The sequence below is a fragment of the Streptomyces tagetis genome, assembly GCF_018069565.1.
GTDB lineage: Bacteria > Actinomycetota > Actinomycetes > Streptomycetales > Streptomycetaceae > Streptomyces > Streptomyces tagetis.
This window is the reverse complement of the sequence record NZ_JAGPNL010000014.1, coordinates 39,728-58,034: the sequence shown is the minus strand read 5'-3', so window position 1 is coordinate 58,034 and position 18,307 is coordinate 39,728. Positions and strand designations below refer to the sequence as shown.

The 18,307-nt window shown below is 73.3% G+C and carries 17 protein-coding genes; 4 read left to right on the top strand and 13 right to left on the bottom strand.

Features of this window, described 5'->3' with window-relative positions; genetic code table 11:
• From J5Y05_RS31270 to rimP, 4 genes are all read right to left on the bottom strand, one after another.
• A partial coding sequence (locus tag J5Y05_RS31270) for a translation initiation factor IF-2 N-terminal domain-containing protein (protein ID WP_210876682.1) occupies positions 1-395 on the bottom strand: 395 nt, incomplete at its 3' end.
• Positions 396-562: 167 nt separating this feature from the next.
• Entirely contained in the window at positions 563-844 is a 282-nt protein-coding gene (locus tag J5Y05_RS31265; protein WP_210876681.1) for a YlxR family protein, read from the bottom strand.
• Between the two features lie 136 nt (positions 845-980).
• Positions 981-1,967: a transcription termination factor NusA gene (gene nusA, locus J5Y05_RS31260; RefSeq protein ID WP_210876680.1), complete on the bottom strand. Its 987-nt coding sequence runs from the start codon at positions 1,965-1,967 to the stop codon at positions 981-983.
• Positions 1,968-1,969: 2 nt separating this feature from the next.
• On the bottom strand, positions 1,970-2,500 hold the full coding sequence (gene rimP / locus J5Y05_RS31255) for a ribosome maturation factor RimP (protein WP_210876679.1): 531 nt from the start codon (positions 2,498-2,500) through the stop codon (positions 1,970-1,972).
• Between the two features lie 239 nt (positions 2,501-2,739).
• On the opposite strand from rimP, the gene J5Y05_RS31250 reads away from it, so the two are divergent.
• The 3 genes from J5Y05_RS31250 to J5Y05_RS31240 are packed head-to-tail and all read left to right on the top strand — an operon-like array spanning position 2,740 to position 4,716.
• Entirely contained in the window at positions 2,740-3,294 is a 555-nt protein-coding gene (locus tag J5Y05_RS31250; RefSeq protein ID WP_210876678.1) for a hypothetical protein, read from the top strand.
• Entirely contained in the window at positions 3,291-3,767 is a 477-nt protein-coding gene (locus J5Y05_RS31245) for a ferritin-like domain-containing protein (protein WP_210876677.1), read from the top strand. Before J5Y05_RS31250 ends, J5Y05_RS31245 begins: the two co-directional genes overlap by 4 nt.
• 40 nt (positions 3,768-3,807) lie before the next feature.
• A complete protein-coding gene (locus J5Y05_RS31240; RefSeq protein WP_210876676.1) occupies positions 3,808-4,716 on the top strand; it encodes an aminoglycoside phosphotransferase family protein in 909 nt (302 codons plus the stop codon).
• 290 nt (positions 4,717-5,006) lie between these two features.
• On the opposite strand, the gene J5Y05_RS31235 is transcribed toward J5Y05_RS31240, so the two are convergent.
• The 7 genes from J5Y05_RS31235 to J5Y05_RS31205 all read right to left on the bottom strand — a co-directional run bounded on the left by J5Y05_RS31235 (position 5,007) and on the right by J5Y05_RS31205 (position 14,775).
• Entirely contained in the window at positions 5,007-6,707 is a 1,701-nt protein-coding gene (locus tag J5Y05_RS31235; protein WP_210876675.1) for a proline--tRNA ligase, read from the bottom strand.
• A gap of 108 nt (positions 6,708-6,815) precedes the next feature.
• Positions 6,816-7,346 (bottom strand): GNAT family N-acetyltransferase, encoded by a 531-nt coding sequence (locus tag J5Y05_RS31230; protein WP_210876674.1) that lies wholly within the window; start codon positions 7,344-7,346, stop codon positions 6,816-6,818.
• A 93-nt stretch (positions 7,347-7,439) separates the two neighbouring features.
• A complete protein-coding gene (locus tag J5Y05_RS31225) occupies positions 7,440-8,288 on the bottom strand; it encodes a GNAT family N-acetyltransferase (protein ID WP_210876673.1) in 849 nt (282 codons plus the stop codon).
• Between the two features lie 232 nt (positions 8,289-8,520).
• On the bottom strand, positions 8,521-9,678 hold the full coding sequence (ispG, locus tag J5Y05_RS31220; protein ID WP_210876672.1) for a flavodoxin-dependent (E)-4-hydroxy-3-methylbut-2-enyl-diphosphate synthase: 1,158 nt from the start codon (positions 9,676-9,678) through the stop codon (positions 8,521-8,523).
• Positions 9,679-9,888: 210 nt separating this feature from the next.
• A complete protein-coding gene (locus J5Y05_RS31215; protein WP_504740157.1) occupies positions 9,889-11,193 on the bottom strand; it encodes a M50 family metallopeptidase in 1,305 nt (434 codons plus the stop codon).
• The gene (dxr, locus tag J5Y05_RS31210; RefSeq protein WP_210876671.1) at positions 11,190-12,446 is read right to left on the bottom strand and encodes a 1-deoxy-D-xylulose-5-phosphate reductoisomerase; all 1,257 of its coding nucleotides are present in this window, start codon (positions 12,444-12,446) and stop codon (positions 11,190-11,192) included. Before dxr ends, J5Y05_RS31215 begins: the two co-directional genes overlap by 4 nt.
• Positions 12,447-12,828: 382 nt before the next feature.
• Positions 12,829-14,775: an acyl-CoA dehydrogenase family protein gene (locus tag J5Y05_RS31205; RefSeq protein WP_210876670.1), complete on the bottom strand. Its 1,947-nt coding sequence runs from the start codon at positions 14,773-14,775 to the stop codon at positions 12,829-12,831.
• Between the two features lie 334 nt (positions 14,776-15,109).
• Here J5Y05_RS31205 and J5Y05_RS31200 point away from each other — a divergent pair, with 334 nt between their 5' ends.
• Positions 15,110-16,147 carry a LacI family DNA-binding transcriptional regulator gene (locus tag J5Y05_RS31200; RefSeq protein WP_210876669.1) on the top strand — a complete coding sequence of 346 codons (1,038 nt, stop codon included), beginning with the start codon at positions 15,110-15,112 and terminating at the stop codon, positions 16,145-16,147.
• A 54-nt stretch (positions 16,148-16,201) separates the two neighbouring features.
• On the opposite strand, the gene J5Y05_RS31195 is transcribed toward J5Y05_RS31200, so the two are convergent.
• Complete coding sequence (locus J5Y05_RS31195) at positions 16,202-16,399, bottom strand: DUF397 domain-containing protein (protein ID WP_210876668.1); 198 nt, start codon at positions 16,397-16,399, stop codon at positions 16,202-16,204.
• Positions 16,400-16,745: 346 nt separating this feature from the next.
• Positions 16,746-18,191, bottom strand: a complete 1,446-nt coding sequence (locus J5Y05_RS31190; RefSeq protein ID WP_210876667.1) for an aldehyde dehydrogenase family protein — start codon at positions 18,189-18,191, stop codon at positions 16,746-16,748.
• Positions 18,192-18,307: the final 116 nt, after the last annotated feature.

Sequence of the window (18,307 nt, the reverse complement as noted above, 5' to 3'; positions counted from 1 at the left end):
GGCGGCGCGGTGAACTCCGGCGCGGCCGGAGCCGGACGGGGGGCCGGACGCGGACCCGGCGTCGGACGCGTGCCGGCGGCCGGCGCGGCCGGAGCCGCGGGCTGCTGGGCGGCCGGCGGCTTGGGCGCGGCCGGACGCGGGGCAGCGGCCTTGGCCGTGCGGGCGGGCGCCGGGGCGGGTGCGCCGGGCTTGGGGGCGGCCTTGCGCGGGGCGGGCTTGGCGGACCTGCCGTTGCCACCGCCCTGGAAGGCGTCTGTCAGCTTGCGTACTACGGGCGCTTCGATGGTCGAAGACGCCGAACGGACGAATTCACCGAGTTCCTGGAGCTTGGCCATGACGACCTTGCTCTCCACGCCGAACTCCTTGGCGAGTTCGTAGACCCGGACCTTAGCCACTTCGCTCCTCTGAGGTCCGGGTTGCGTCCGGACCGTCGCTAGTTCATGGGCGTACTCATCGCGTACTCATCGAGTGCTCATCGCAATCTCGACCTGCTTTCGACTCGCGAGGTACCAGAGCCGTGCGGAGGCTTCCGCGCGGCACGTCTTTCCTTACCATGTCGCTCTCAGCAACCTTGCGCCTGCTCGACGTGGTGGCGCAACGCCTTTACGTCGAGCGGGCCCGGGGCGCGCAACGCCCTCGGAAACGCCCTGCGGCGCAGTGCCTGGTCGAGGCAGAACGGGACGGGATGCACGTACGCACCCCGACCGGGCAGCGTACCGCGAGGATCGGGGACGCAGTCGCCCTCGACCGCCACGATGCGCAGCAGCTCGTTCTTGGCCGCTCGCTCCCGGCACCCCACGCAGGTGCGCTCAGGGCAGGCTCGGGCACGTGTCGGGCCAGACACAGCTCAGTCTACCTCCCCGGACCGACCTCACCCTTATGGGGCAAGAATCGAACAGTTGCCGCGTGCGAACCTGTCGTGATCTCCACCACACGCGGTCTGGATCTCTTCCCGCACGCCCGGAACGTCCGGGTACGTGCTACTCGGCGGGCTGCTCCGTGTCCGGCCGGATGTCGATGCGCCAGCCGGTCAGCCGGGCCGCCAGGCGGGCGTTCTGGCCCTCCTTGCCGATCGCCAGCGACAGTTGGTAGTCGGGCACGGTGACGCGGGCGGAACGGGCCGCCAGGTCCACCACGTCGACCCTGGAGACCCGGGCCGGGGAGAGGGCGTTGGCCACCATCTCGGCCGGGTCGTCGGACCAGTCGACGATGTCGATCTTCTCGCCGTTCAGCTCGCCCATCACGTTGCGCACCCGGCCGCCCATGGGGCCGATGCAGGCGCCCTTGGCGTTGAGCCCGGAACGGTTGGAGTGTACGGCGATCTTCGTGCGGTGGCCGGCCTCGCGGGCGATCGCGGCGATCTCGACGGACCCGTCGGCGATCTCCGGCACCTCCAGCGCGAAGAGCTTCTTCACCAGGTTCGGGTGGGTGCGCGAGAGCGTCACCGAGGGGCCGCGCACGCCCTTGGCCACGCGGACCACGTAGCTGCGCAGCCGCATGCCGTGCGGGTAGGTCTCGCCGGGCACCTGCTCCTGCACCGGCAGGATGGCCTCCAGCTTGCCGATGTCGACAAGCACGTTCTTCGGGTCGCGGCCCTGCTGGACCACGCCCGTGACGATGTCGCCCTCGCGGCCGGCGTACTCGCCGAGCGTCGCGTCGTCCTCGGCGTCGCGCAGCCGCTGGAGGATGACCTGCTTGGCGGTGCTGGCGGCGATCCGCCCGAAGTCGGACGGCGTGTCGTCGAACTCCCGCGCCTCCTGGCCCTCTTCGAGGTCCTCGGGGTCCTCCTTCGCCCACACGGTCACGTGCCCGCTCTCGCGGTCGAGCCGTACGCGCGCGTGCCGGCGGCTTCCCTCGGTGCGGTGGTAGGCGATGAGGAGGGCCGACTCGATCGCCTCGACCAGCAGGTCGAAGGAGATCTCCTTCTCCCGCACCAGGCCCCGCAGGGCACTCATGTCGATGTCCACGGCTACGCCTCCTCTTCCGTCATGTCGTCGCCGTCGCCGGCGGAGTCGTTCTCGGTGCTCTTGCGGTTGAACTCGACCTGGACGCGCGCCTTGGCGATGTCGCCGAAGGGGAGTCTGCGCGTGGTGGCCTTGCGGCCCTTCACCCCGGGCACCTCCAGGTCGAGCCCTTCCTCGTCCACGGCGAGGACGCGGGCGACCAGCTCGCCGTCCTCGTGCGTCTGGAAGCGCACCAGCCGGCCGGTGGCCCGGACGTAGTGACGGTGCTCGGTCAGGGCACGCTCCGCGCCGGGGGTGCCGACCTCCAGGGTGTACTCGCCCTCGCCCATCGCGTTCGTCTCGTCGAGCTTCGCCGAGAGCGCGCGGCTCACATCGGCGATCCGGTCCAGGTCCGCTCCGGTGTCGGAGTCGACGACGACACGCAGCACACGCTTGCGTCCGACGGAGTCCACCGCGATCTCTTCGAGGTCCAGCCCCTGGGAGCCGACGAGCGGCTCCAGAAGTGCTCGCAGCCTCTCGCTCTGGGTGGTGCTCATCCGGGTGACTCCTCGGCAGCGTCTGCTGTTGTGGGGCGGGTCGCGTCTCTGGTCAAAGGGTATCCGGTCCCGGAGGGTGTTGCCGTCCACCCGGGAGCGGCGGTGCCGATGAGAGGCACCGGGCACGGGCACGGGTAACGTGATCACGAGTGGGCCGCGCGTCATGTCACCGGCCGCTTCCCGTCGCCCGCCCGTCGCTCATCCGCCGCTTCCGTACGAGCCTGCCGAGGACGTCTGCCGTGCCGTTGCCCTCATCGCCGCGCCTGCCCTCGGGGCCGCGCAGAAGGAGCCTGCTCGCCTCGGCGGCCGGGGTCGCGCTGCTCGCCGGCTGTACCGGTTCCCCGGACTCCGGGTCCGCGGGCCCGTCGGCCGCCGCGCGGGCCCGTACCCGGGCGGCGGCCGACAGCGAGGCGCTGGCCGCCCGGTACGACGCGGTGATCGCCGCGCATCCGGGGCTCGCCGGGCGGCTGGGGCCGCTGCGGGAGGAGACGGTGCGGCACGCGGCGGCGTTCGCGGGCCCCGGGACGGCCTCGCCCTCCGCCTCGCGGACGGCCTCCGCGCCGGCCTCCCCGTCGGTCTCGGCACGCGCCGCCGGGCCGCAGGAGGACACCTCCCCTGCCGTCCCGGCGGACGAGAAGGGCGCCCTCACGGCGCTGGCCGGCGCCGAACGGCGGCTCGCCGACCGGCGGACCGCGGCGCTCCTGGACGTACCGGGCGAACTGGCCCGGCTGCTGGCCTCGGTGGCCGCCGCCGGAGCGGCCCACGTGTACCTGCTGACGGAGGGTGACGGGTGAGCGAGTCGGAGGACGGGCGTCTGGAGGCCCTCCAGGCGGCACTGGCCGCCGAGCACGCGGCCGTGTACGGCTACGGCGTGGTCGGCGGCCGGATCGGGGAGGGCCGGCGTGCCGAGGCCCGTGCGGCGTACGACGCCCACCGGGCGCGGCGGGACGCGCTGGCCCGTGAGGTCCGCGACCTGGGCGCCCGTCCGGTCGCCGCGGCGGCCGGGTACGCGCTGCCCTTCCCGGTGCGGGACGCGGCGGGCGCGGTGCGGCTGGCGGCCGAGCTGGAGGACCGGGTCGCCGGGGTCTACTCGGACCTGGTGCGGGCGGCCGACGGCGCCCGGCGGGCCACGGCGGCCGGGGCGCTGCGGGAGGCGGCGGTCCGGGCGGTGCGCTGGCGCGGCGGCAGCGTAGCCTTCCCTGGCCTCGCCGAACGGGCCGGTGCGCCGTCCGCCCCGGCGTCGCCGTCGGTGACTCCGACGCAGTGACACGTACGGGCGACCCGTACGGGAAGGGAACGGCTCGCGCATGGCTTTCGAACCGCCGCGGCGTCTGGTGAGGGCGCTCGGTGAGACGGCTCCGCAGGGCGACGCGTGGCTGGCCGGTCTGGCCGACACGGCGCGGCGGGCCGTGGAGCGGCACGGGCTGACGGTCGAGCGGGTGCAGGTGCCCGGCGGGCGCGGCAGCCTCGTCGTGCTGGTGCGGACGGCGGGCGGGGTTCCCGCGGTGCTCAAGCTGGCGCCGCCCCGGGCGCGTCCGGAGAGCGAGCGGGCCGCGCTCGCCCACTGGAACGGGCTCGGCGCCGTCCGTCTCCTGGAGGACGACGGCCCCGCCCCCGAGGAGGGCGTCCTGCTGCTGGAACGGCTGCATCCCGACGTGTCGGTACGGTCGCTGGCGGAGGCGAAGGCGCTGCTGGAGGCCGCGGGCACACTGCGGCGGCTGTGGGTGGAGCCGCCGGGCGGCCATCCCTTCGAGACCGTCGCCGGGCGCACCGGACGGCAGGCGGAGGCGATGCGCGCGGGCGCGGCGGACCTCCCGGAGGCGGCGCCCCTCATCGACGCGGCCCTCGCCGCGCGCGGGGAACTGCTCGCCGAGCCGCCCGAACAGCGGCTGCTGCACGGCACGTTCCGGCAGAGCAAGGTCCTCGCCGGGGACCGCGTGCCCTGGCTCGCCGTGGGGCCGGACCCGGTGGTGGGCGAGCACGCCTTCGACCTGGCACGGCTCGTACGGGACCGGGTCGAGGACCTCATCGCCCAGCCGTCGGGCGCTTCGACGACCCGCCGCCGGGTGAAGCGGCTCGCGGAGTCCCTGGAGGTCGACCAGGACCGGCTGCGCGGCTGGACGCTCTTCCGCGCGGTCGAATCCGGCGTACGGGCCCACCGTGTCGGGCGGAAAGCGGACGCGGAGCTGTTGCTGGAGTTCGCGGGGTGGCTGTAGGGGCCTGGGTGACGGCGCGGCTGTAGCGCCCCGGGAGGACTGCACCAGGCGAAGGGCCGGCACCGGGGCGCCCCGACACGCCCGGCCGCCCCGCGGACGGCCATCGTGCCGACGGCACGCGCGGACGGGCGTGTCACGCGCCGGACGGCCGACACCCACCGCTCCCGCGCGTGTCCCCCGACACGCCCGAGCAGCCGACGGCCCGCCGCAGCGCTCCCCGCGACGGCGACGGGCGTGTCCGGCGAGAGGGCCGGCCCGTGCGGGGGCGCCGGTGACGGCGCCCCGGCGGGTCAGGCGGTGAGGCGGGCGATGGCCTCGTCGACGGTGAGTTCCTCGCGCTCGCCGGTGCGGCGGTCCTTGAGTTCGACGACGCCCTCGGCGGAGCGGCGGCCGGCGACCAGGATCTGGGGCACGCCGATCAGCTCGGCGTCGGTGAACTTGACGCCCGGGGAGACACCGGCGCGGTCGTCGACGAGGACGCGGACCCCGGCGGCGGCCAGCTTGCCGGAGACGTCGAGGGCCAGCTCGGTCTGGAGGGCCTTGCCGGCGGCGACGACGTGGACGTCGGCGGGGGCGACCTCCTTGGACCAGACGAGGCCCTTGTCGTCGGCGTGCTGCTCGGCGAGGGCGGCGACGGCGCGGGAGACGCCGATGCCGTAGGAGCCCATGGTCACGCGGACCGGCTTGCCGTTCTGGCCGAGGACGTCCAGCTTGAGCGCGTCGGCGTACTTGCGGCCGAGCTGGAAGATGTGGCCGATCTCGATGGCGCGGTCCAGGACGAGGCCGGTGCCGCAGCGGGGGCACGGGTCTCCTTCCTGGACGACGACGACGTCGATGTACTCGTCGACCTCGAAGTCGCGGCCGGACACGACGTTCTTGGCGTGCGTGTGCTCCTTGTTGGCGCCCGTGATCCAGGCGGTGCCGGGGGCCACGCGGGGGTCGGCGACGTAGCGGACCTTCTCCAGTCCCTGCGGGCCGACGTAGCCGCGGACGAGGTCGGGGCGGCCGGTGAAGTCCTCCGCGGTGACCAGTTCGACGGAGGCCGGGGCGAAGTGGGCCTCGACCTTGCCCATGTCGACCTCGCGGTCGCCGGGGACGCCCACGGCGACGATCTCGCCGTCGACCTTGACCAGCAGGTTCTTCAGCGTGGCGGAGGCCGGGACGCCGAGGGAGGCGGCGAGCGTCTCGATGGTCGGGGTGTCCGGGGTGGGGATCTCCTCGGCGGCGGGCACGCCCTCGGCGTCCACGGGGCTCAGGGCGAAGCCGACGGCCTCGGTGTTGGCGGCGAAGTCGCAGTTCGGGCAGTCGGCGAAGGTGTCCTCGCCGGCCTCGGCGGGGGCGAGGAACTCCTCGGACTTGGAGCCGCCCATGGCGCCGGCGGTGGCCGCGCAGATGCGGTAGTCGAGGCCGAGGCGCTCGAAGATCCGCTGGTATGCCTGGCGGTGCAGGGCGTAGGACTCGCCGAGGCCCTCGTCGCTGACGTCGAAGGAGTAGGAGTCCTTCATGAGGAACTCACGGCCGCGCAGGATGCCGGCGCGGGGGCGGGCCTCATCCCGGTACTTGGACTGGATCTGGTAGAGGATGACCGGCAGGTCCTTGTAGGAGGACGCCTGGTCCTTCACCAGCAGGGTGAAGATCTCCTCGTGGGTGGGGCCGAGCAGGTAGTCGCCGCCCTTGCGGTCCTGGAGGCGGAAGAGCTCGGGGCCGTACTCGTCCCAGCGGCCGGTGGCGTCGTAGGGCTCGCGGGGCAGCAGGGCGGGGAGGAGCACTTCCTGGGCGCCGATGGCGTCCATCTCCTCGCGGACGATCCGCTCGACGTTGGCGAGGACCTTCTTGCCGAGGGGCAGCCAGCTCCAGATGCCCGCGGCGGTGCGGCGCACGTATCCGGCGCGGACCAGCAGCTTGTGGCTGAGGACCTCGGCGTCCGCCGGGTCGTCGCGCAACGTCTTCGCCATCAACTGGGACATGCGCTGGACCGGTGCGTTGGCCATGGTTCTCGTATCTCCTGCGGATGGGGGTCCCCCCGCTCGGGCGAGGCCGAGGGGCGGGGAGGTGGTGGCTAGGAGGTTAGCCGGGCGGCCCATCCCGGCGGAAATCGGTTAATGCCCGCGCAGGGGCAGGGGGGCGCCCATGACGGCGTAGGGCTTGGGAGCGCTGGGGAAGTGGACCCGGCGGGCGAGGTCGCGGTAGCCGAGGGAGCGGTAGAGGCCGCGGGCGGGGCTCTCGGTGTCGATCGCGGAGAGGATCGAGCGGGGCTCGGCGGCACCGGCGGTGAGGGCGGTGATGAGGGCGCGGCCCGTGCCCCGGTTCTGGTGGTCGGGGTGGACGTGCAGCTCGGTGATGACGAAGGAGTCGTCGAGCCAGCCGGCGTTGCCCTCGGCGCGCAGGTAGGGCTCGACGACGGTGGACCACCAGTGGGCGCGGTCGTTGGGCATGCCGTAGACGAAGCCGACGAGGGTGCCGCCGAGGGTGGCCCCGAGGGCTCTGGCCCCGCGGTGGGTCATGTGCCGCAGGACGATCTGGCGGCGGACGGCGACCTCGTCGGGGCCGAGTCCGAAGGCCGCCGCCTGCACGGCCAGGGCCTCGTCGACGTGGGCGGAGAGGTCCAGCGGGCCGATGACGACGTCCATGGCGGGGAGCCTACCCGCGCGTCCGCCCGGCAGGCGCGCGGCAGGGCAGGCACACCGCCCCGGGGGCTTCCGGCACCGCGCTCCCGGGGGCGTTCAGAACAGCACGCTCATGAACGCGCCGACCTCCTGGAACCCCACCCGGAGGTAGGTCCGCCGGGCCGCGGTGTTGAAGTCGTTGACGTAGAGGCTGGCGACGGGGGCGACGTCGGCGAGGGCGTAGCGCAGGACGGCGGCCATGCCGGGGGCGGCGAGGCCCTGGCCGCGGTACTCGGGGGCGACCCAGACGCCCTGGATCTGGCAGGCGCGGTCGGTGGCGGCGCCGATCTCGGCCTTGAAGACGACCCTGCCGTCGGCGTCGAAGCGGGCGAAGGAGCGGCCGGAGCCGACGAGTTCGGCGACGCGGGCCTGGTAGAGGAGGCCGCCGTCGCCGGCCAGCGGGGAGATGCCGACCTCCTCGGTGAACATCGCCACGCAGGCGGGCATGATCCGCTCCATCTCGTCCTTGCGGACGCGGCGGACGTAGGGGTCGGGGGTGACGTCGAGGGAGAGGTGGTCGGTGACCATGAGGGGCTGGTGGGCGCGGACGTCGCGGGCGGGGCCCCAGCCCGGTTCGAGCAGGCGCCAGAGCAGGGCGGTGGGTTCGGCGGGGCCGACGATCGAGGAGCAGCGGCGGCCGGCCCGCCGGGCGCGGTCGGCGAAGGCGCGGACGGCGCGGGGGCCGGCGCAGATGGGGACGAGGTTGGCGCCCGCGTAGCACAGCGAGGTCAGCATGCCGTCCTCGTACCAGCCCCACATCTCGCCGCCGAGGCGCCAGGGGTCGAGTCCGGCGATCTGCACACGGGCCGTGACGAAGGCGTTGGCGACCGGTTCGCGGTCGAGGACGGCCAGCGCGGCGTCCAGATCGCCCGGTTCGAGCACGCGGGAGGTGGTCTGCGTCAACACGTGCGGGGCCTCACCTGAGATCTGCTGGTTCCCGCACTGTACCCGCCGAATTTGTGCCGCGCCGCCCCCGGGGACGACGCGGCTCCACGACCGCGCCGGCCGACGACGGACCGTATGCCGACCGGCCACGGACAGGTGCGTCAGTCGGCCACGGACAGGTGAGTCGGCCGACCACGGGCAGGTGCGCCGGCCGGCCACGGACGCGTGCGCCGGCCGGCCACGGGCGGGTGGTTCAGCCGGCCACCGAGACGGAGGGTTCGCCGGAGGCGACGCCCTCCTGCTCCATCCTCTCGGCGATCTTCATGGCCTCTTCGATCAGCGTCTCCACGATCTTCGACTCGGGGACGGTCTTGATGACCTCGCCCTTCACGAAGATCTGCCCCTTGCCGTTGCCCGAGGCCACACCGAGGTCGGCCTCACGGGCCTCGCCCGGACCGTTGACGACACAGCCCATCACCGCGACCCGCAGCGGCACGTCCATCCCGGTCAGACCGGCGGTGACCTCCTCCGCCAGCTTGTACACGTCCACCTGCGCCCGCCCGCACGACGGGCACGACACGATCTCCAGCCCGCGCTGGCGCAGGTTCAGCGACTCCAGGATCTGGATGCCGACCTTGATCTCCTCCACCGGAGGCGCCGACAGCGACACCCGGATCGTGTCCCCGATCCCCCGCGAGAGCAGCGCGCCGAAGGCCACCGCCGACTTGATCGTCCCCTGAAAAGCAGGGCCCGCCTCCGTCACACCCAGGTGGAGCGGGTAGTCGCACTGCTCCGCGAGCTGCCGGTACGCCTCGACCATCACGACCGGGTCGTTGTGCTTCACCGAGATCTTGATGTCCCGGAAACCGTGCTCCTCGAAGAGCGACGCCTCCCACAGCGCCGACTCCACCAGCGCCTCCGGCGTCGCCTTCCCGTACTTCCGCATCAGCCGCTGGTCCAGCGAGCCCGCGTTCACCCCGATCCGGATCGGGGTGCCGTGGTCCCGGGCCGCCTTGGAGATCTCCCGCACCTGGTCGTCGAACTTCTTGATGTTCCCCGGGTTCACCCGCACCGCCGCACACCCCGCCTCGATCGCGGCGAACACGTACTTCGGCTGGAAATGAATGTCCGCGATCACCGGGATCTGCGACTTCCGCGCAATCACCGACAACGCGTCCGCGTCGTCCTGCGTCGGACACGCCACCCGCACGATCTGGCACCCCGACGCCGTCAACTCCGCGATCTGCTGCAACGTCGCACCGATGTCCGACGTCCGCGTCGTCGTCATCGACTGCACCGACACCGGGGCGTCACCGCCCACTGCCACGGAGCCGACCTGGATCTGCCGGCTCTTGCGGCGCTCGGCGAGCTTGGTCGGAACGGACGGCATGCCGAGAGAAATCGCAGTCATCTGCTGTGCAACCCCAAGTCGTGGATCAAGGTGCGGTCCCGTTCAGCGGCGGGCTCCGGCTTTGAGATTACGGCACCGACGTGAACGCCGGGCACATGGTGTGCGGCCGGTCCACCCGATGGCGTCGACCTGCCGGGCGCCGGGCGTGAACACCCCTTCCGGGGGACATGCTCCCCGGATCGGGTGACGCGCCCCGGCGTCCGGCACCGGTCAGGTGATGCGTACCGGGTTGACGACATCCGCCACCAGGACGAGCAGGGTGAAGCAGATGAAGACCCCGGCGACCACGTAGGCGACGGGCATGAGCTTGGCCACGTCGAAGGGGCCCGGGTCGGGGCGGCGCAGCAGGCGGGCGGTGTTCCTGCGCAGCGACTCCCAGAGCGCGCCCGCGATGTGACCGCCGTCGAGCGGCAGCAGCGGGAGCATGTTGAAGAGGAACAGGGAGAGGTTGAAGCCGGCGACCAGCATGACGAACATGGCGAGCTGCTGGGTGGGCGGTATGTCGAGGGTGGCGATCTCGCCGCCGACCCGGGCGGCGCCGACCACGCCCATCGGGGAGTCGGCGTCGCGGGGCCCGTCGCCGAAGGCGGCGTCCCACAGGGCGGGGACCTTGCCGGGCAGGGCGGCGAGGGAGTCGACGGCGTCGCCGATGCGGTCGCCCATCCAGGTCACGGAGTCGCCGAAGTCCTGCTTGACGACGCCGGTGGCGGCGCTGAAGCCGAGGAAGCCGGCGTTCACGTACTGGCCCTCGACGATGCGGCCGTGGGAGTCCTTCTTGGCGACCTGGTTGGTGGCGATGTCGGCGTGCAGGGTGAGGGTGCGGCCGTCGCGTTCGACGACGAGCGGCACGCTCTGGCCGGGGTGGGAGCGGATCAGGTCGGAGAGCCGGTCCCAGTCGGTGGTGCGGACGCCGTCGAAGGAGACGATCTTGTCCCCGGCCTTCAGTCCGGCCGCAGCGGCCGGGGAGGCCGCGTCGGCGGCGGTGCAGTCGTCGCGCTTCTCGCTCTGCGCGATGACGCACTGGGAGACGGTGCTGACGGTGGTCGTCTGCTGGGCGATGCCGAAGCCCATCAGGACGGTGAGGAAGAGCGCCACCGCCAGGATGAGGTTCATGAACGGGCCGGCGAACATGACGATGACCCGTTTCCACGGCTTGCGCGTGTAGAACAGGCGCTTCTCGTCACCCGGCTGGAGTTCCTCGAAGGCGGCCGAGCGGGCGTCCTCGATCATGCCGCGCCAGGGCGAGGTGGAGCGGGCCTCCAGCCGGCCGTCGGCGCCGGGCGGGAACATGCCGATCATGCGGATGTAGCCGCCGAACGGGATGGCCTTGACGCCGTACTCGGTCTCGCCCCTGCGGCGCGAGAAGAGGGTCGGCCCGAAGCCGACCATGTACTGCGGCACGCGGATGCCGAAGAGCTTCGCCGTCGACAGGTGTCCCAGTTCGTGCCAGGCGATGGAGAAGAGCAGCCCGAACGCGAAGAGGACTATGCCGAGGATGAACATCAGGGTCGTCATGCACGGGCCTCCGCCGTCTGTGCCGCCAGCTCCCGGGCCCGGTTCCGCGCCCAGGTCTCCGCTTCGAGGACGTCCGCGACGGTGAGCGGGGTTCCCGTGTCCGGGGTGCCGTGCTCCTCGACCACCCGGGTCACGGTCTCCATGATGCCGAGGAAGGGCAGCGCGCCGGCGCGGAACGCCTCCACGCACTCCTCGTTGGCCGCGTTGAACACGGCCGGGGCCGTGCCGCCGAGCTGCCCGACGTGCCGGGCCAGGCCCACCGAGGGGAACGCCTCGCCGTCCAGCGGGAAGAACTCCCACGTGGACGCCGTGCTCCAGTCGAAGGCCGGGGCCGCGCCGGGGACGCGCTCGGGCCAGCCGAGGCCGACGGCGATCGGCCCCCGCATGTCGGGGGGCGTCGCCTGGGCCAGTGTCGATCCGTCCGTGAACTCCACCATCGAGTGGACATACGACTGCGGGTGCACGACCACCTCAATGCGGTCGAAGGGAATGTCGTAGAGGAGGTGGGCCTCGATCACTTCCAGGCCCTTGTTGACGAGGGTCGCGGAGTTGATCGTGATCACCGGGCCCATGGCCCAGGTGGGGTGGGCGAGGGCGTCCTCGACGGTGACCTCGGCCAGTTGCTCCCGGGTCCGGCCGCGGAAGGGGCCGCCGGAGGCGGTGACGACGAGCCGGCGCACGTCGGCGCGGGTGCCGGCGGCCAGCGCCTGGAAGAGGGCGGCGTGCTCGGAGTCGACGGGGATGATCTGGCCGGGCTTGGCGAGGGCCTTGACGAGGGGGCCGCCGACGATGAGCGACTCCTTGTTGGCGAGTGCGAGGGTGCGGCCCGCCTCCAGGGCGGCCAGGGTCGGTGCGAGGCCGATGGAGCCGGTGATGCCGTTGAGCACGGTGTGGCAGGCGGAGGCGGCGACCTGGGTGGCGGCGTCCGGCCCGGCCAGGATCTCCGGAAGCGGCTCCCCCGCGCCGTACTGGGCGGTGAGCGCCTCGCGCAGGGCCGGGACGACGTCCTCGCGGGCCACGGCGACGGTGCGGGCCTTCAGCCGGTACGCCTGCTCGGCGAGGAGGGCGACCCGGCCGCCGTTGGCGGACAGGGCGGTGACCCGGAAGCGGTCGGGGTGGCGCAGCACGAGATCGATGGCCTGGGTGCCGACCGAGCCGGTGGAGCCCAGGATCACCACGTCCTTCGGGCCGTCTCCGGCGACGGGGTCGTGGACGAGGTGCGGGTCGGCGAGGGGGGCTGGACTGTCGCTCATTCCCCCATTGTTGCCGCATCCGGCGTCCGGCAGGACAGGGCGTCGGTCACCCGGGTGTCACGCCCCGTCCCCCACGGGGTCCTCGGGGGCCGCCGGGGGCACCGGCACGCGCGGGTACGCGGTGGTGAGGGAGGGTGAGCCTTCCCACATCCCGCCGGAGCGGCGCCGTGGACCCCACCCGGTGGACGCCGCTACGGGGATGCCGGTACGGCGTGTCGGGCGACCGGGGTGCGCGGGGCGCGGTGCGCCGGGCGTGGCGCGGGCGCGGGCCGCGGCGTGTCGGCCGACCGGGGTGCGCGGGGCGAGGCCGGTCGGGCGTGGCGGCGGTCACCACCGGCACCGGCACCCCCTCGACCCCGCCTCACCGCCCGCGCCCTCCCGGTCAGTCGATGGTGCGGTGGGTGTCCGGGTGGGTGGAGGGGCCCGGGGTGGTGTCGGCGATCCAGGGGCCGGGGCGGGACGGGTCGACGATGCCGTCTTCAAGCCAGGTGTACGCGCCGCCGAGGACGCCCTTGACGACCTTGCGGTCGAGGTCGTCGGTGTTGTGCCACAGGCGGGCGAAGAGTTCGTCGGCACGCAGCCGGGCCTGGCGGCAGAAGGCGTCGGCGAGCTGGTACGCCTCGCGGCCGTTCTCGCCCCGGGCGCGCAGGTGCTCGGCGCGGACACAGGCGGCGCTCACCGCGAACAGCTCGGCGCCGATGTCGACGACGCGCCCGAGGAAGCCCTGCTTGGTCTCCATCCGGCCCTGCCAGCGGGACATGGCGTAGAAGGTGGAGCGGGCCAGCTTGCGGGCGGCGCGCTCGGCATACCGCAGGTGCGCGGCCAGGTCGGGGTAGCCGGCCGGGTGGAACTCGGCGTAGGAACCGGGGAGTTGGCCGGGCCCGGCGACCAGCTTGGGGAGCCATCTGGCGTAGAAGGCGCCGGCCTGCGCGCCCGCCCTCGCCTTGTCGCCGAGGGAGGCGTCGGGGTCGATGAGGTCGCCGGCGACGGCGAGGTGGGCGTCGACCGCCTCGCGCGCGATCAGCAGGTGCATGATCTCGGTGGAGCCCTCGAAGATCCGGTTGATGCGCAGGTCGCGGAGCATCTGCTCGGCGGGCACGGCGCGTTCGCCCCGGGCGGCGAGGGAGTCGGCCGTCTCGAAGCCCCGGCCGCCGCGGATCTGCACCAGGTGGTCGGCGATCAGGCAGGCCATCTCGGAGCCGTAGAGCTTGGCGAGGGCGGCCTCGATGCGGATGTCGTTGCGGTCCTCGTCGGCCATCTGGGAGGACAGGTCGAGGACGGCCTCCAGGGCGAAGGTCGTCGCCGCGATGAACGCGATCTTGGAGCCGACGGCCTCGTGCAGCGCGACCGGCTTGCCCCACTGCTCCCGGGCGGCCGACCACTCGCGGGCGATCTTCAGGCACCACTTGCCGGCGCCCACGCACATCGCGGGCAGCGAGAGGCGGCCGGTGTTGAGCGTGGTCAGGGCGATCTTGAGCCCGGCGCCCTCGGGGCCGATGCGGTGCGTGGCGGGGACCCGGACCCGGTGGAAGCGGGTGACGCCGTTCTCCAGTCCGCGCAGCCCCATGAAGGCGTTGCGGTGCTCGACCGTGATGCCCGCCGAGGACGCCTCGACGACGAAGGCGGTGATGCCGCCCCGGTGCCCTTCGGAGGCGGGCACGCGGGCCATGACGACGAGCAGGTCGGCGATGACGCCGTTGGTCGTCCAGAGTTTCACTCCGTCGAGGACGTAGTCGTCCCCGTCCGGGACGGCGGTGGTCGCCAGGCGGGCCGGGTCGGAGCCGACGTCCGGTTCGGTCAGCAGGAAGGCCGAGATGTCGGTGCGGGCGCAGCGCGGCAGGAAGGCGTCCTTCTGCGCCTCGGTGCCGAACAGCTTCAGCGGCTGCGGCACGCCGATGGACTGGTGGGCGGAGAGCAGCGCGCCGACGGCGGGGCTGGCGGAGCCGACCAGGGCGAGGGCCTTGTTGTAGTAGACCTGCGTGAGGCCGAGGCCGCCGTACTCGGTGTCGATCTTCATGCCGAAGGCGCCGATCTCCTTCAGCCCGGTGATCACCTCGTCGGGGACGCGCGCGTCGCGTTCGACGGCGGCGCCGTCGATCCGCCGCTCGCAGAAGTCGCGGAGGCGGGCGAGGAACTCCTCCCCGCGCCGGACGTCGTCCGGGTCCGGGAGGGGGTGCGGGTGGAGGAGGTCGAGGCGGAGGCGGCCGAGGAACAGTTCCTTGGCGAAGCTGGGCCTGCGCCAGTCCTGTTCGCGGGCGGCCTCGGCCACCCGGCGGGCCTCGCGTTCGGTGACGGCGGGTCGGGAGGAGGGGGCGGCGGGTGCGGACATGCGGGTCACCTGGGGCCTCGGCGTCGGGGGGAGCGTACGGCCACGGAGACCGGCGGAGGCGGCGCCGCGGGCGTACGGTACGGGTCGGTCCACGCACATCGTGTGTACCGCGGGGGCCGGGGGCCCACCACCCCTGCCGCGGCCGTTCGGCGGAAGCCCGGCGGACGCCCCACGACGACACGACGGCCGCGCCCCACCCCCGCATGAACCCGTCGAAGCGCTTCGACGCCCCGCTCTGGACACCCCCTCGCCGCCTGGCTACTGTCACCTCACCCCGCCTGTCCCACCGCGAGCGCCCCACCGTCGACGCGCTTCATCCCGCCCGGAGGCCCGGATGGTCACCCTCGCCGAGGTCGCCCGGCACGCCGGAGTCTCGGCGAGCACGGTGAGCTACGTCCTCAGCGGCAAGCGGTCCATCTCCGGCGCCACCCGGCAGCGCGTCGAGGAGAGCATCCGCGTCCTCGGCTACCACCCGAACGCGGGGGCCCGCGCCCTCGCCGGCGGGCGGTCGAACATCATCGCCCTGATGGTGCCGCTGCGCACGGAGCTGTACGTGCCGGTGATGATGGAGATCGCCGTCGCGGTCGCCACCGCCGCGCGCGCCCACGGGTACGACGTCCTGCTGCTCACCGGGGAGGAGGGCCCCGCCGCGGTCCGCCGGGTCACCGGCAGCGGGCTCGCCGACGCCGTGATCCTCATGGACGTGGAACTCGACGACGGGCGGCTGCCTCCACTGCGCGCGAGCGGCCGGCCGTCGGTACTGATCGGTCTGCCCGCCGACACCACCGGACTGACCTGCGTGGACCTCGACTTCACCGCGACCGGCGCGCTGTGCGTCGATCATCTGGCGGAGCTGGGCCACCGGGAGATCGCCCTCATCGGCGAGGCCCCCGGCGTCTACGAGCGGCGCACCGGCTTCGCCGAACGCACCCTCGGCGGACTGCGCTCACGGGCCGCCGAACGGGGGCTGCGGCTGCTGCACCGCCCCTGCGAGGGCGGTTACGACGCGCTCGCCGCCACGCTGGGCCGCGTCTTCGACGAACGCCCGGACACCACGGCGTTCGTCGTCCAGAACGAGGCCGCGGTCGAACCACTGCTCGCCCTGCTGCGCCGACGGGGCCGCGCCGTGCCGGAGGACGTCTCGGTGATCGCCGTCTGCCCGGAACAGGTCGCCGTCCAGGCGTCCGTACGGCTCACCTCGGTCGCCGTCCCGGCGCGGGAGATGGGCCGCCGGGCGGTGGAACACCTGGTCGCGAAGATCGACGGCGCGGGCCCGGACGAGGTCGTCCTGCTCCCGCCGGAACTGACGGTACGCGCCAGCACGGGGCCCGCGCCGGCACGCGTACGGGAAGCCCGCTCCGGGGAGGCGTAGCGGCGAACTCCCGTGCCCCGCCCGCTCGGCAGGGCACGGTCGTCCCAACGCGGCTCAGTCCACCCGACCGTTACCGGCGTGCGCCACGAATATCGCCCAGGCACCCCGCCCGACGGCCAGCCCAGGACGCGCGACATCCTTCGAGTCCCTGACGTGAACAGCGGCGGCGGAACGAGCCACCTCGACGCAATCCCCGCCTTCACCGCTGCTGTGCGTGCTCTTGACCCACGTCAATCGCGTTGCGCTCTTCATAGCTCTCCCAGCAATCCCTCGATGAAAGCCACCGACTCCCGTGGCGTGAGAGCCTGGGCCCGGATGATCCCATACTGCGCCTCAAGCTCCCTTCCGGGTCCGCGCGCAGCCGGAAGGGCTTGAGCTGTCGTCCGAAGACGCGCAGGATGCCCGCCGTCGGCTCGGAGCCCGCGGCCGGTTCCTGTGCCTCGTCCGGCTGTCGTTCCGTTTCGTTCATCGTGTCCGCCCCACCTCGAACCGTCCGGTGACCACCTGTGAGGCCAACGTCTCTCGGGGAACCGGCGACACGGGAGGGGCGCGTACAACGGGATTCTGTCTGTGGGGAAGGGGAGGGCGGCGGGGTGGGTCAGAGGGCCAGGTCGGTGAGGACCAGGACGCGCTCGTAGGTGTAGTCGTCCATGGCGAACCGGACGCCCTCGCGGCCGACGCCGGACTGCTTGGTGCCGCCGTACGGCATCTGGTCGGCGCGGTAGGAGGGGACGTCGCCGATGACGACGCCGCCGACCTCCAGCGCGCGGTGGGCGCGGAAGGCGGCCTGCACGTCGTGGGTGAACACGCCTGCCTGGAGGCCGTACTTGGAGTCGTTGACGGCGGCGAACGCCTCCGCCTCGCCGTTCACCTTCCGGACGCTGAGGACGGGTCCGAAGACCTCCTCGCGGGCGAGGGTGGTGTCGGCCGGGAGGTCGGTGAGGACGGTCGGCGCGTAGGTGGCGCCGTCCCGCTCGCCACCGGTGTGCAGGGTGGCACCGGCCTGCACGGCCTCGTCGACCCAGGACGCGACGCGGCGGGCGGCGGCCTCGTCGACGAGGGGGCCGACGTCCGTCTTGTCGTCGTGGGGGTCGCCGGTGACCTGGGCCTCGACGGCGGCGACGATACGGGGCAGCAGCCGGTCGTACACGGCGGCGTCGACGATGACGCGCTGTACGGAGACGCAGGACTGGCCGCCCTGGTAGTTGGAGAAGGTGGCGATGCGGCCCGCGGCCCGGTCCAGGTCCTCGTCGCTCGACCAGTCGGCGAGGACGACGGCCGCGCCGTTGCCGCCCAGTTCGAGGGTGCAGTGCTTGCGCGGCACCGAGTCCATGATCGCGTAGCCGACCTTCTCCGAGCCGGTGAAGGAGACGACCGGCAGCCGCTCGTCGCGTACCAGCGCGGGCATGCGGTCGTTGGGCACCGTCAGGACGCTCCAGGAGCCGGCCGGCAGCTCGGTCTCGGCCAGCAGCTCGCCGAGGAGCAGGGCGGACAGCGGGGTCGCGGGGGCCGGCTTCAGCACGATCGGCGCACCGGCGGCGATGGCCGGGGCGACCTTGTGGGCGCACAGGTTGAGCGGGAAATTGAAGGGCGCGATGCCGAGGACGGCGCCCTTGGGGAAGCGGCGGGTGAGGGCCAGCCGGCCCTGGCCGCCCGCGTCCGTGTCCAGGCGCTGGGCCTCGCCGCCGTTGAAGCGGCGGGCCTCCTCGGCGGCGAACCGGAAGACGGAGACCGCGCGGCCGACCTCGCCCCGGGCCCACTTGACCGGCTTGCCGTTCTCGGCGGAGATCAGCCGGGCTGTCTCCTCGGTGCGCTCGGCCAGCCGCCGGGCGACGTGGTCCAGCGCGGCGGCGCGCACGTGGGCGGGGGTGGCGGCGAAGTCGTCCCGGACGGCGTGCGCGGCGGCCACGGCCTCCTCGACCTGGGCCTCGGTGGGCACGCTCACCGTGCCGACGTGAGCGCCGTCCCACGGGGAGGTGACGTCGAAGGTGGTCTCGCCGGTGGCCTGGCGGCCGGCGAGCCAGAAGGCGTGGGTGGAAGACATCGTGGAGTCCCGGCCCTTCCGCGTAGGGGGTGTGTGCGTGGCTTGCGCGATCCACGGTAGGGGCGGCGCGGCGGCCGGGGGCTTGTCCGCCGTGTAGCAGTCGGCGCGGGCGGTAC